Genomic DNA, 13,905 nt, shown 5'->3' with positions numbered 1-13,905 from the left:
CCGATTTCCGACACACGACGCCCGGCCGTGCTTCCACACGGCCGGGCGATCAGCGGTCTCTCGTATATCAGTTCGCGGGCCCGCGGCGCCTCTCTGCGACCCTCGGCGGTCAGGCGGTGCCGAGCACCCGCAGCGCGTTCTCGCGCAGGAACTTCGGCCACACCTCCGCCTTGAGCGGCACGTGCGGGAGTTCCGAGAAGATCCGGTCGAGGGTGAGGCCGTACGGGAAGTAGCCCGCGTACAGGATCTTGTCGGCGCCGCGGGTGTTGGCGTAGTCGATGATCGCGCGCGGGTAGTGCTTCGGTGCGAACGCCGACGAAGACCAGTGCAGGCCCGGCCACTTGAGCATCAGCTTGACCGCGAGGTCGCACCAGGGTTCGCCGCCGTGCCGCATGACGACGGTCAGTTCCGGGAAGTCGTAGCAGACCTGGTCGAACCGCATGACGTCCTGCGCGGTCGCGGGGACGCGCGGGCCGGGGATGCCCGCGTTGACGAAGACCGGCAGGCCGAGTTCGACGCAGGCCGCGTACAGCGGGTAGGCGGCGCGGTCGTCGATCGGCACCGGGGGAGTGCAGCCGCACGGGAAGAACGACGCCGCGACGATGCCGGCCTCTTCGTGGGCCCGGCGCAGCGCGCGGACGCCCTCGACGATGCCCTGCGACGGGTCGACCTGGAAGCTGCCGAGCAGCCGGTCGGGGTACTGCTTGACCGCGGCGATGGTGCCTTCGTCCTCGAAGGAGACGGGGATGAGGGCCTTGTCGACGCCGAACGCGTCCATGGCGGCGACGAGGTCGTCCGCGGAGGTGGCGGAGCGCTCCATGTCCGGAAGGTCTTTGAACATGTAGCCGGCGGGGTGCGTCATGCCGCTGCGGGAGTCCTCGTCGCGCAGCGTGCCCGCCATGGCGGTCGCCCACCAGCGGCGGTCCTTGTTGGGGAGACCCATGAGGGTGTCGACGACGCCGACACCGGCCGGAAAGACCATGAGACGCACCTTCCTGGAAGTCCTGCGGAGGTCCCGGGAGTGGAGAGGGGAGCAGGCGGGAGCAGAGGGGAGCGGAAATGCCGGTGTCCCGGCAGCGGGAGCCGCCGGGACACCGCGCACAGGCGTATTACCGGGTCACGATGATGGACGACCCGTGGCCGAACAGGCCCTGGTTGGCGGTGATGCCGACCTTGGCGTCCGGGACCTGGCGGTCGCCCGCCTGGCCGCGCAGCTGCCAGGTCAGTTCGCACACCTGGGCGATGGCCTGCGCGGGGACCGCTTCGCCGAACGAGCCGAGGCCGCCGGACGCGTTGACGGGGATGCGGCCGGTGATCTCCGTCTGGCCGTCGCGGAGGAGCTTCTCCGCTTCGCCGCGGCCGCAGATCTGGAGGTCTTCGATCCAGTCGAGTTCCAGGGCGGTGGAGAGGTCGTAGACCTCGGCCAGGCTCAGGTCCTCGGGGCCGATGCCGGCCTCGTCGTAGGCGGCCTGCGCGAGCGACGCGCGGAACGACAGGTCGTTCGGCGCGACGGCGGCGGACGAGTCGGTGGCGATGTCCGGCATTTCGATGATGGCGCTGGGGAAGGTCGGGGTGACCGTGGAGACCGCGGCGATGCGCACCGGCTTGGTGGTGCGCTTGGCGGCGAACTCCTTGCTGCACAGCACGACCGCGGCGGCGCCGTCGGAGGTGGCGCAGATGTCCATCAGGCGCAGCGGGTCGGCGACGACCGGCGACGCGGCGACGTCGTCGAGGGTGAACGCCTTGCGGTAGCGGGCGTTCGGGTTGGCGAGGCCGTTCTTGGCGTTCTTGACCTTGACGCGGGCGAAGTCCTCGACGGTGGCGCCGTACAGGTCGATGCGGCGGCGCGCGTAGAGGCCGAAGTAGGTCGGGTTGGTGGCGCCGAGGACGTGGAAGCGGACCCAGTCCGGGTCGTCCGGGCGGTCGCCGCCGACGGGGGCGAAGAAGCCCTTGGGGGCGGCGTCGGCGCCGACCACGAGGGCGACGTCGACGAGGCCGGCGAGGATCTGCGCGCGGGCGTTGGCGATGGCGTGCGAGCCGGAGGCGCAGGCCGCGTAGGAGCTGCTGACCCGGGCGCCGGTCCAGCCGAGGGCCTGCGCGAAGGTGGCGCCCGCGACGAAGCCGGGGTAGCCGTTGCGGATGGTGTCGGCGCCGGCGACGTACTGGATGTCGCGCCAGTCGAGGCCGGCGTCGGCGAGGGCGTCCTGGGCCGCTTTGATGCCGTATTCGACGAAGTTGCGGCCCCACTTGCCCCACGGGTGCATGCCCGCGCCGAGGACGACGATTTCGCGGTCGCTCACGATGCCGCTCCCGTCCGCTTGAACTTCCAGGTGGTGTAGACGTGCTCGTCGGTCTCGTAGAGCACGCCCGGGACGACCTCGACCTCGGCGCCGACGGTCAGGTCGTCGACGGTGATGCCGGGCTCGGCCTGGCCGAGCACGATCATGCCTTCTTCGGCCAGCTCGACGGCGACGATGGTGAACGGCACCCATTCGGTGTCCGGGTCCGACACGTACGGCGCCGGCGGGCGGTATCCCGCGTTGGTGTACGACCACACGGTCCCGCGCCCGGAGAGCTTGACCTCTTCGAATTCACGGCCCGCGCACGCGGGGTTCTTGCAGAACGTGTCCTGCCGGGGGAAGAACACGGTCCCGCAGGCGGTGCACCGGGTGCCGAGGAGGCGGAAGTCCTCGTCGTCCGCGGTGAACCAGCCCGGGACCACGGGCTTGTGGTCCTTCATCGCCCGGGCCTCCTTCGTGTCGGGTGCAGTCCTCTCCGGAGGGTTCCGGTGGAGGCTGGCGCCTTGGGGTCGGTCCGGGGCCGGGCGGGCCCCGTCCCCCTATTCTGACGGTACGTCAGTTACCCGGGGCAAGGAGGTGGGCAGTCGCAATGCTCACACCGCGTCACACCGCGAGTGCCTTCGCGGGCGGCCGGTAGTCCGGGGCGACCAGTCCGCTGCGCCGCCACAGGGCCAGTCCGGGGCCTGCCATCAGGTCGTTTTCCTCGAAGAACGCGACCAGGCGGCGCGCCCAGGCGCGGAGGGTCTCGTGGTGGTGGGGGTTGGCGCGGGCTTCGGCGCGGGCGAGCTTCGGGTCGAGGCCGACCGCGGCGTAGACGCCGGGGTGGATCAGGTGCCGGGCGATGACGTGTGCGGAGCGCGCGATGACGAGGCGGCTGAAGGCCATCTCGGCGCGGTTGAGGCGCGGCGCGCGGCGGACGACCTCTTCGCGGGCGTAGCGGACGTGCCGGGCTTCCTCGATGACGTGGATCCGTGCCACGCCGCGGACCAGCGGCTGGATCGTCACGTCCTGCATCATTTCGCGCTGCGCGGTGTCGAGGATCTCCTCGGCGATGAGTGCGGCGGCGAACGTCTGGATGCCGAAGCCGATGGTCTTCATGACCCGGCCCAGTTCGTGCGCGTGCTTGCCGGGGCCGTAGTTGGGTGCCTCGAACTTCTCGATCATCCGGCCGAACATCGTCGAATGGCGGCATTCGTCGGCGATCTCGGTGAACGCGTACTGGACGTGGCGGCTCGTCATGTCCTGGTCGTACGCGTGCCGGATCAGCAGCTGCATGAGGATGACCTCGAACCAGATGCCGACGCTGGCGGTACTGGCCACTTCGTGGCGGCTCAGGTCGATGCGCTGCCGGCCGCTCATCCGGTCCCAGGTGCGGGTGCCGTAGAGGGTGCAGCGTTCCTCGGCGATGAAGTAGGTGTCGGGCAGCAGCGGGGCCGCCCAGTCGATGTCCTTGAGCGGGTCGAACGAGTGCTTCGCGGACGCGGCCAACAGGCGCTCCGCGGTCACCTCGCGGTCCTTGACACCAGACGCAACCGCCATGGCCCGGGCCCTCCTCGTCGTGAAGCCGTGTCGTGGGGTGTTACCGCAAGTAACATCCCTCGTCGGGTGGCCCCGTGTCAACATGTGCGCATGCCTTCCGCAGCTCAGCAGCCCGCCGTCCCGGAGATCCTCTGGCGCCCCTCCGCGGAGCGGGTCGCCGCCGCACGGATCACCGACTTCGCCGCCTACGTCGGCGCCGAGCAGGGGCTGGGCGACCACGAGGGCTATGCGGCGCTGTGGCAGTGGTCGGTCGACGACCCGGACGGTTTCTGGGCCTCGGTCTGCGCCTATTTCGACATCGCCTTCACCGGCCCGCCGAACCGCGTCCTCGCCGATCCCGGGATGCCGGGCGCCGTCTGGTTCCCCGGCGCCCGCCTCAACTACGCGCGCCATGCGCTGCGCCGCGCCGAGACCCACCCGGACGAGACCGCGATCGTCCACGTCGACGAGTCCCTCGAGCCGCGCGAGATCAGCTGGGGCGAGCTGCGCCGGCAGGTCGCCGCGGCCGCGCACCGGCTGCGCGGTCTCGGCATCGGACCGGGCGACCGGGTGGCCGGCTACCTGCCGAACATCCCCGAGGCGGTGGTCGCGCTGCTGGCCTGCGCGAGCATCGGCGCGGTGTGGTCGTCCTGCGCGCCCGACTTCGGGGCGCGCAGCGTCCTGGACCGGCTCCAGCAGATCGAACCCGTCGCGCTGGTCACCGTGGACGGCTACCGCTACGCGGGCAAGGAGATCGACCGCCGCGCCGAGGTCGCCGAGCTGATCGCGGAGCTGCCGACGGTCCGCACCGTCGTGCACGTCCCGCTGCTCGGCACTCCCGCGGACGGCGACGCGGTGGCGTGGGCCGACCTGGTCGCCGAGCCGGCCGCCGGGGACGCCGGGATTCCCGAGGACTTCGAACCCGTCGAATTCGACCACCCGCTGTGGATCCTGTACTCGTCCGGCACGACCGGTCTGCCGAAGGCGATCGTGCAGGGCCACGGCGGCATCCTCCTCGAACACGTCAAGCACAACGCCCTGCACCTCGACCTGGGGCCCGGCGACCGCTTCTTCTGGTTCACGTCCACCGGCTGGATGATGTGGAACCTGCTGGTCGGCGGCCTCCTCGTGGGCGCGACGATCGTGCTGTACGACGGCAGCCCCGGCCACCCCGGCCCCGACGTGCAGTGGACCGTCGCCGAACGCACCGGCACCACCGTCTACGGCACCAGCGCCGCCTACGTCATGGCCTGCCGCAAGAAGGGCCTGCGCCCCCGCGACACCCACGACCTGTCCAAGGTCCGCGCGCTCGGCACCACCGGGTCGCCGCTGCCGCCGGACGGCTTCCGCTGGGTGTACGAGGCCGCGCACCCCGACGTGTGGCTCGCGTCCGTCAGCGGCGGCACCGACGTGTGCAGTGCCTTCCTCGGCGGCGTCCCGACGCTGCCGGTGTACTGCGGCGAACTCCAGGCCCGGCTGCTCGGCTGCGCCGTCGAAGCCTGGGACGAAGCGGGCCGTCCGGTCGTGGACGAGGTCGGCGAACTGGTCATCACCAAGCCCATGCCGTCCATGCCGGTGTTCTTCTGGAACGACCCGGACCACGAGCGCTACCGCGCCGCCTACTTCGACACCTTCCCGGGTGTGTGGCGGCACGGCGACTGGATCACCCTCACCGGCCGCGGCACCGTCGTCGTGCACGGCCGCTCCGACTCGACGCTCAACCGGCAGGGCGTCCGGATGGGCTCCGCGGACATCTACGAGGCCGTCGAACGCATCCCGGAGGTCGCCGAGTCGCTCGTGGTCGGCATCGAGCAGCCCGACGGCGGCTACTGGATGCCGCTGTTCGTGGTGCCCGCGCCCGGCGCCGTCCTCGACGACGCGCTGCGCGACCGCATCAAGCAGGTCATCCGCACCGAGGTCTCGCCGCGGCACGTCCCCGACGAGATCCTCGAAGCGCCCGGCGTCCCGCACACCCTCACCGGCAAGCGCATCGAAATCCCGGTGAAGAAACTCCTGCAAGGCAAAAGCCTGGACACCGCCGTCAACCCCGGTTCGGTGGACGACATGGAAATCCTCGGTTTCTATGCGCGACTGGGACGCGAACGGAACACGAAACAGCAATAAACGCGCAACAAGAAACGCCAGTGCGGCAAGCGGCGCACGGGGAACCCGGTACCGTCCGAGCACGGTGATACTGTGCCGAGGCGGCTCACAAGGCGTCATCTGGCTCGGGAGTCGGCCGATATCCTGACCCCGGCCGCCGTCGCCGGCCTTCCCGCGCGTCCCTGGAGTCCCCTGCCGTTATGTCCTTCCCACGCGTGCTCGTCACGTCTTGCCGTGAGCTGTGCACGCGCGCACCGCGGACCCCCTACGGAACGCACCGCGACAAGACCTTCGGCAACCAGCAGCGCCTGCTGCGCATCGGCATCGCCGCCGCCGTCCTCGCCCTCGCGGTCTGGGGCATATGGGCGTACCTGCAGCGCACGGTGATGTGGAACATGCTCGACCTGAGCGTCTACTACAACGCGGTCGACTCGCTGAAGGACAATCAGGACGCGCTGTACACGAGCAACTTCGGCACGTGGAAGCTGCCGTTCATCTACCCGCCGTTCTCCGCGCTGACGTTCTTCGGGCTCGTCCCGATGGGCTTCGCCGGGCTCAAGTGGTTCATGACCGTCACCAGCCTCCTCGCGCTCGCCGCGGTGGTGTGGACGTCGTGGGGCATGCTCGGCTACCGCCGCTCGGCGGGGCGTGCGGGCGCCACGCTCGCGACCTTCGCCGTCGTCCTGTGGTTCGAGCCGGTCGTGTGGACCCTCGAATGGGGACAGGTCAACCTCGCGCTGCTCGCCGTCCTCATGTTCGACCTCGGGCAGCCCGACACCCGCCGCTGGAAGGGCGTGGGCGTCGGCCTGGCCGCCGGGTTCAAGCTCACGCCGCTGATCTTCATCGTCTACCTGGCGATGACCCGCCGGTTCCGTGCCGCGGGCGTCGCGCTCGGCACCTTCCTCGGCACCATCGGCCTCGGCTTCGTGCTGCTGCCGAGCGCGTCGGCGAAGTACTGGAGCGACATCGCCGAGATCAACAACCGGGTCAGCGAACAGCTCCCCGTCGGCACCCTCAACAACCAGTCCGTGCAGGGCATGTTCCGGCGCATGCTGGACAGCGAGTCGCTCAGCAGCATGCTGTGGCTGCTGTGCTGCGCCGCCCTTGCGATCCTCGTGATGGTCGCCGCGGCCAAGGCCTCGCTTGCCGGGCAGGAACTCCTCGGTGTCGTCCTGGTCGGCGTGCTCAGCCTGCTGGTGTCGCCGATCTCGTGGTCGCACCACTGGGTGTGGGTGGTGCCCGCGTTCGTGCTGCTGCTGCACCACGCGCTGCGGCTGCGCCGCCGGATGTGGTGGTACGCCACCGCGGCGTTCCTGGCCTTCTACGGCACCTGGCCGCTGTCGCTCGACGTGGACGGCCACTGGGACGGCGGGCAGAAGCTCCAGCCGTGGGGCCTCATCTGGCTCGCGCCGCGCGACGGCAAGCGCGAGAACCGGTGGAACGTGTGGCAGTACTTCGTCGGCAACAGCTACCTGTTCGTCGGCATCGCGCTCACCGTGCTGGTCGCCTGGTGGGTGCTGCGCACGACCGCCGCCGCGGAGACCGGCGCCGAGACGGAGGCCGAACCCGCCGACGTCGCGCCGCGGCCCCGGGCGGAGAAGGTCGCCGCGGAGTCCTGAGCGGCAGGCCGCCCGAACCGTCCCGGTTCGCCTGCCCGCCCCGTCCCGCTTTCACCCGTTTGGCGCCACCGCGGCGCAGGGCGCGCGTCTGAATGGCGTGCGCCCCCCGCGCGGCGCCATGATGCCGCCATGCGAACCCTTCCGGCGCGCTGGTGGCTTCCGTTCGGCCTGCTCGTCGCCGCCACCGCGGCCACCGCATGGGTGCTGACCGTGCGCCACCAGCCCGACGCGCTGTGGCGGCTGATCGACCTGGGCGTCTACAACGACGCCGGGCACTCCCTGGAGCGGGCGCAGCACCGGCTCTACACGCACCGCTTCGGCGAGGGGAAGCTGCCGTTCATCTATCCGCCGTTCGCGGCGCTGGTCTTCTACAAGCTTCCGTTCTCGTTCGGCACGCTCAAGCTCGTCGTCACGGGGCTGACGCTGGCGTCGCTGCTGGTGATCGTCTGGGTGTCGTGGGGGATGCTGCACTACCGGCGTTCCTGGGGCCGGGCGGGTGCGACGCTCGCGGTCGCGGGGGCTGCGCTGTGGCTGGAGCCGGTACAGCAGACGCTGCTGTTCGGGCAGGTCAACGTGATCCTGCTGGCGGTCGTGCTGGTCGACCTGGCGTTCCCGGACAGCCGCTGGTGGAAGGGCGCGCTGATCGGGCTGGCGACGGGGTTCAAGCTCACGCCCGGGATCTTCGTCGTGTACCTGCTGCTGACCCGGCGGTTCCGGGCGGCGGCCGTCGCGGTGGCGACGTTCGCGGCCACGGTGCTGGGCTCGTGGCTGCTGATTCCGGCGGCGTCCCGCAAGTACTGGTTCGACGCGATCGGCGTGGGCGACAACGTCGGGCAGGACTTCATCTCGAACCAGTCGTTCAACGGCATGCTGCGCCGGGTCTTCGACGGCGGGGCGGCGCCGCTGTGGCTGCTGCTGTGCGCGGCGACCGCGGTCGCCGGCCTGGGGGCGGCGACGCTGCTGTCCCGGCGGGGGCAGGAACTCGCCGCGGTGGTGACGTGCGGGGTGACGGGGCTGCTGGTGTCGCCGATCTCGTGGACGCACCACTGGGTGTGGGTCGCGCCGGTGCTGGTGCTGGTGGTGCACGTCGCCGTCACGCGCGGGCGGGCGGCGGGTTCGTGGGCGGTGAAGGCGGCGTGGGCGGCGTTCCCGGTCGGATTCGTGCTGCTCGCGTTCGCGTGGCCGATGGCGTTGCCGGGGCGGCCGGCGCTGACGCCGCAGGGGCTGCTGTGGAAGCTGCCGTATGCCGACGACCGCGAGCACCACTGGGATGCGGTGCAGTTCCTGGCCGGGAACGCGTACCTGTTCGCGGGGCTGCTGCTGGTCGCCGTCGCGGCCTATCTGGCGCTGCGGCCGACCGGGGAAGCGGGGCGCGGGTCCGGGGGCGGGGCGCGCACCGATACGCTCAGGGCGTCCGTTCCGTCCGGCGGTTCCCGCCCCGAGTGACGCCCTGATCTGGAGAACGAGTGGTCGTGGCGGCCCAGCACCCCGCACCCGAGCCCGGCCCGTCCGACGGCGGCCCGGCTCCGCGCCCCGCGACGGGCGGCAACCTTGCGGTGACCACCGACCGGGTGCTCACCATTCCGAACGTGCTGAGCTTCCTGAGGCTGCTCGGCGTGCCGGTGTTCCTGTGGCTGGTCCTGTGGCCGGAGTTCGGCGGACCGAAGCACGACATCATCGCGCTGGTCATCCTGATGGCCAGCGGGGTCAGCGACTGGCTGGACGGGAAGCTGGCCCGCAAGTGGAACCAGATCAGCCGGGTCGGCCAGATCCTGGACCCGGCGGCCGACCGGCTGTACATCATCTCCACGATCATCGGTCTCACGGTCCGCGACATCCTGCCCCTGTGGGTGACCGGCATTCTCGTGGCGCGCGAATTGTTCATCGGCGCGCTGTTCCCGTACTTGCGGAAGTACGGCTACGGGCTCCTGCCGGTCTCTTTCATCGGCAAGGCGGCGACGTTCAACCTGATGTACGCGTTCCCGTTGCTGCTGCTCAGCGACGACACGGGACGTGTCGCAACTCTCGCCGCCATCTTCGGCTGGGCCTTCGCTTGGTGGGGTATCGCTCTGTACTGGTGGGCAGGAGTTCTGTACGCGGTACAGGCCAGACGGCTGGTTGCCGCGGTGAAACAGGCGGGGACCGGGTACGCGTAGCACGGCCCCTGCCCAGCCGTCCGCGAGGCATCCCGCGTTGCCGGGAGCCACTCCGCGCGGACGAAGCGAAGCGAAGGAGGACGTGACTCGATGAAGGCCGTCGTCATGGCAGGCGGTGAAGGGACCCGCCTGCGCCCGATGACCTCAAGCATGCCCAAGCCGCTCCTGCCCGTGGTGAACCGCCCGATCATGGAGCACGTGCTGAGGCTGCTGAAGAGGCACGGGTTCTCCGAGACGGTCGTCACCGTGCAGTTCCTCGCGTCGCTCGTCCGGAACTATTTCGGCGACGGCGAGGATCTCGGGATGCACCTGACGTATGCGAACGAGGAGACCCCTCTCGGCACCGCAGGCAGCGTCAAGAACGCCGAGGAAGCGCTCAGGGACGACAGCTTCCTGGTCATCTCCGGCGACGCGTTGACCGACTTCGACCTGACGAAGCTGGTCGAGTACCACCGCGCCAAGGGCGCCTTGGTGACCGTGTGCCTGACCCGGGTGCCCGACCCGGTCGAGTTCGGCATCACGATCATCGACGACGAAGGACGCGTCGACCGTTTCCTGGAGAAGCCCACGTGGGGGCAGGTCTTCTCCGACACCGTCAACACCGGCATCTACGTGATGGAGCCGGAAGTCTTCGACTACGTCGCGGCGGGCGTGTCCGTCGACTGGTCCGGCGACGTCTTCCCCAAGCTCCTCGAGGAGGGCAAGCCCGTCTACGGGTACGTCGCCGAGGGCTACTGGGAGGACGTGGGCACGCACGAGAGCTACGTCAAGGCGCAGGCCGACGTCCTCGACGGCAAGGTCGACGTCGACATCGACGGCTTCGAGCTGTCGCCCGGCGTGTGGGTCGCGGAAGGCGCCGAGGTCGACCGCGACGCCGTGCTGAAGGGCCCGCTGTACATCGGCGACTACGCGAAGGTGGAGGGCGGCGTCGAGATCCGCGAGCACACCGTGCTCGGCAGCAACGTCGTCGTGAAGCGCGGTGCGTTCCTGCACAAGGCCGTCATCCACGACAACGTCTACGTCGGCCCGCAGACCAACCTGCGCGGCTGCGTCGTCGGCAAGAACACCGACGTGATGCGGGCGGCGCGGATCGAGGAAGGCTCGGTGATCGGCGACGAGTGCCTGATCGAGGAGGAGTCCCTCGTCGGGACGGGCGTGCGCGTCTACCCGTTCAAGACCATCGAGGCGGGCGCGGTCGTCAGCACGTCGGTGATCTGGGAGTCGCGCGGGCAGAAGAACCTGTTCGGGCCGCGCGGTGTGTCCGGCATCCTCAACGTCGAGATCACCCCGGAACTCGCCGTCCGGCTCGCCGGCGCCTATGCGACGACGTTGAAGAAGGGCGCGACGGTCACCACCGCGCGCGACCACTCGCGTGGTGCGCGGGCCCTCAAGCGGGCGGTGATCTCGGCGCTGCAGGCCAGCGCGATCAACGTGCGCGACTTGGAGAACGTGCCGATGCCGGTGGCCCGTCAGGAGACCGCGCGCGGCTCGGCGGGCGGCATCATGATCCGCACGACGCCCGGGGTGCCGGACTCCGTCGACATCATGTTCTTCGACGAACGCGGCGCCGACCTGTCGCAGGCCCAGCAGCGCAAGCTCGACCGGGTGTTCGGGCGGCAGGAGTACCGCCGTGCGTTCCCCGGCGAGATCGGCGAACTCACTTTCCCGTCACGCCCGTTCGACAGCTATGCGGGTTCGCTGCTGAAGACCGTCGACATCACCGGCGTCGCCGACGCCGGGCTCAAGGTCGTCGTCGACGCGGCGCACGGCAACGCGGCGCTGCTGCTGCCGAGCGTGCTCGGCCGGCTCGGCATCGACGCGCTGTCGATCAACACCGGCCTGGACGACGCCCGGCCGACCGAGACCGCGGAGGACCGCGCGGCGGGCCTGATCCGGCTCGGCGAGATGGTGTCGTCGTCGCGTGCCGCGTTCGGGGTCCGCTTCGACCCGGTCGGGGAACGCATGTCGCTCGTCGACGAACGCGGCCGGATCATCGACGACCACCGCGCGCTGCTGGTGTTCCTCGACCTGGTGGCCGCGGAGCGGCGCGGCGGCGATATCGCCCTGCCGGTCACCACGACGCGGATCGCCGAGCAGGTCGCGGCCTACCACGGCGTGCAGGTGAGGTGGACGACGACGTCGCCCGACGACCTGGCGCGCGTGGCGTCGAAGGACGGCACGGTATTCGGCGGCGACGGGCGCGGTGGGTTCGTGATCCCGGAGTTCAGCACGGTGTTCGACGGGACGGCGGCGTTCGTCCGGCTCATCGGGCTGGTCGCCCGCACCCAGTTGACGCTCAGTCAGATCGATGCGCGGATCCCGCGGGCGCATGTGCTGCGCCGGGACGTGCCGACGCCGTGGGCGGCCAAGGGCATGGTCATGCGCTCGGTCGTCGAGGCGGCGGGGGAGCGCGGCATCGACACCACGGACGGCGTCCGCGTCGTCGAATCCGACGGCCGCTGGGTGCTCGTGCTGCCCGATGTCGCCGAAGCCGTCACGCACTTGTGGGCCGAAGGCCCGGACGACGCGGCCGCCGCGGAACTCCTCGACGAGTGGTCGCACGTCGTGGAGCGCGCGGGCGACTGACCGGCGTTTCCGGGGCGCTCGGCAGGGTGCTTCGGGGGGCGCGCGGCGGGGTGCTTTCCGGCCGCGCCGCGTGCCCCGCGCACGCCCGCTCCCGGGCCCTCATACGCCGGGCCGGGCAGGCATGGAACGATATGGCGCATGACGCCGAAGCCCACACCCGGTCCGGCCCGGCAGGCCCAATACCGGCGGCCCGACGCGTCCATGTCGCTGCTGATCAACATCATGGATCACAGCCTCGACGAGGGATACGCCGAGGCCACCGCCCGCCGCGCGGTGCGCGGCCAGGGCACCGCCCTCAGCCGCGCCCCCGGCGCCCGCCTCGTGGTCATGCTCGGCGTCGGCCTCATCGCGGCGGTCGTCACCATGGCCGCCATCCAGGTCCGCATCGCCGCCCCGCAGGCCGAGAAGGAACGCCGGGACCTCATCGCGCGCATCCACACCCGGGAGACGACCGCCGACCAGTTGGAGAAGGAAGTCGCCGCGCTGCGCGACCAGGTCGACGCGATGCAGGACAAGAACCTGACGCCCGACGAAATCGAACGCGTCAACCTCCTTGCGCTGCTCACCGGCGCCGACCCGGTGGAAGGCCCCGGCCTCAAGGTCGTCGTCGACGACGCCGCCCAGTCCGACGGCGCCGACGGCGCCAACAAGGACCCGCGCGCCGCCGAGGACCTCGCCAACGGCCGTGTCCTGGACCGCGACCTGCAGCGCGTCGTCGACGGCCTGTGGCAGGCCGGCGCCGAAGCGATAGGGATCAACGGCCAGCGCCTCACGGCACTCTCCGCGATCCGCGCCGCGGGGGCGTCGATCCTGGTGGACAACCGGCCGCTGTCGCCGCCGTACACGATCCTCGCGATCGGCAACGGCAAGAAGATGCAAGTCGCCTTCCAGGACAGCTCCGACGGGCGCTACCTGCACGCGCTGAGCGAGCGGTACGGCATCCGCGCGACGTTCGCGACGCAGAAGAGCATCAAGCTCCCCGCCGCCATCGGCATCCAGCTCCGGGCCGCCCAACCGGCAGGCGCACCGCCCGCCCCCGCCCAGTCCGCGGGCCCCACGCAGGCGCCCGGCCCCTCGGGCACGCCGCAGACCGGTACGGTGTCTCCCACCCCGACGTCCGGGGCCCCCGCGACTCCGGGCAGCAAAGCCCCGGCGACCCCGCGGAACAGCACGTCACCGCCCAAGAACGGCAAATCCGCCACGGGCGCGGCCACCGCGCACCCGTCGAACAACGCGGCCGCGCGCGACTCCGCGCCGACGCCCGAGGAAGGACTAGCGTGATCGCGGTACTCGGCCTGGCGCTGGGGGTCGTGGTCGGGTTCTTCGCCCGCCCGGTCATCCCGCACGAACTGGAGCCGTACCTGCCCATCGCGGTGGTCGCCGCGCTCGACGCCGTCTTCGGCGGCCTCCGCGCGCTCCTCGACGGCATCTTCGACGACAAGGTCTTCGTCGTGTCGTTCCTGTCCAACGTCGTGGTCGCGGCCCTGATCGTGTTCCTCGGCGACAAGCTCGGCGTCGGCGCGCAGCTGTCCACCGGCGTGGTGGTCGTCCTCGGCATCCGCATCTTCTCCAACGCCGCGGCGATCCGCCGGCACGTGTTCCGGGCCTGAGAGGGTGCGAGAC

The 13,905-nt window shown here is 70.8% G+C and carries 11 protein-coding genes; 7 read left to right on the top strand and 4 right to left on the bottom strand.

Translation table 11 applies throughout. The features are described from left to right. Positions 1-109 precede the first annotated feature (109 nt). The 4 genes from ABEA93_RS28405 to ABEA93_RS28390 form a co-directional block, all read right to left on the bottom strand. On the bottom strand, positions 110-982 hold the full coding sequence (locus ABEA93_RS28405; RefSeq protein ID WP_345678663.1) for an amidohydrolase family protein: 873 nt from the start codon (positions 980-982) through the stop codon (positions 110-112). A 127-nt stretch (positions 983-1,109) separates the two neighbouring features. Continuing rightward, positions 1,110-2,303, bottom strand: coding sequence for a lipid-transfer protein (locus ABEA93_RS28400; protein ID WP_345678698.1), 1,194 nt, complete (start codon positions 2,301-2,303; stop codon positions 1,110-1,112). Then, on the bottom strand, positions 2,297-2,740 hold the full coding sequence (locus ABEA93_RS28395; RefSeq protein WP_345678662.1) for a Zn-ribbon domain-containing OB-fold protein: 444 nt from the start codon (positions 2,738-2,740) through the stop codon (positions 2,297-2,299). The genes ABEA93_RS28400 and ABEA93_RS28395 overlap by 7 nt, the downstream gene beginning before the upstream one ends. 163 nt (positions 2,741-2,903) lie before the next feature. Beyond that, entirely contained in the window at positions 2,904-3,839 is a 936-nt protein-coding gene (locus tag ABEA93_RS28390) for an AurF N-oxygenase family protein (RefSeq protein WP_345678661.1), read from the bottom strand. Positions 3,840-3,929: 90 nt separating this feature from the next. Here ABEA93_RS28390 and ABEA93_RS28385 point away from each other — a divergent pair, with 90 nt between their 5' ends. The 7 genes from ABEA93_RS28385 to ABEA93_RS28355 all read left to right on the top strand — a co-directional run bounded on the left by ABEA93_RS28385 (position 3,930) and on the right by ABEA93_RS28355 (position 13,892). Next, positions 3,930-5,942, top strand: coding sequence for an acetoacetate--CoA ligase (locus tag ABEA93_RS28385; protein WP_345678660.1), 2,013 nt, complete (start codon positions 3,930-3,932; stop codon positions 5,940-5,942). Between the two features lie 179 nt (positions 5,943-6,121). Then, the gene (locus ABEA93_RS28380; RefSeq protein WP_345678659.1) at positions 6,122-7,540 is read left to right on the top strand and encodes a glycosyltransferase 87 family protein; all 1,419 of its coding nucleotides are present in this window, start codon (positions 6,122-6,124) and stop codon (positions 7,538-7,540) included. 129 nt (positions 7,541-7,669) lie between these two features. Beyond that, a complete protein-coding gene (locus tag ABEA93_RS28375; protein WP_345678658.1) occupies positions 7,670-8,986 on the top strand; it encodes a glycosyltransferase 87 family protein in 1,317 nt (438 codons plus the stop codon). Positions 8,987-9,096: 110 nt separating this feature from the next. Then, positions 9,097-9,696, top strand: a complete 600-nt coding sequence (gene clsA, locus ABEA93_RS28370) for a cardiolipin synthase ClsA (protein ID WP_345678697.1) — start codon at positions 9,097-9,099, stop codon at positions 9,694-9,696. Between the two features lie 90 nt (positions 9,697-9,786). Continuing rightward, entirely contained in the window at positions 9,787-12,282 is a 2,496-nt protein-coding gene (locus tag ABEA93_RS28365; protein WP_345678657.1) for a sugar phosphate nucleotidyltransferase, read from the top strand. A gap of 138 nt (positions 12,283-12,420) precedes the next feature. Continuing rightward, positions 12,421-13,563, top strand: a complete 1,143-nt coding sequence (locus tag ABEA93_RS28360; protein WP_345678656.1) for a DUF881 domain-containing protein — start codon at positions 12,421-12,423, stop codon at positions 13,561-13,563. Further along, positions 13,560-13,892 (top strand): small basic family protein, encoded by a 333-nt coding sequence (locus ABEA93_RS28355; protein WP_345678655.1) that lies wholly within the window; start codon positions 13,560-13,562, stop codon positions 13,890-13,892. Before ABEA93_RS28360 ends, ABEA93_RS28355 begins: the two co-directional genes overlap by 4 nt. Positions 13,893-13,905 lie beyond the last annotated feature (13 nt).

The organism is Yinghuangia aomiensis, from assembly GCF_039542225.1.
GTDB classification, from domain to species: domain Bacteria; phylum Actinomycetota; class Actinomycetes; order Streptomycetales; family Streptomycetaceae; genus Yinghuangia; species Yinghuangia aomiensis.
Note: the sequence above shows the minus strand (reverse complement) of the source record. Positions and strands in the feature narration are given on the sequence as shown.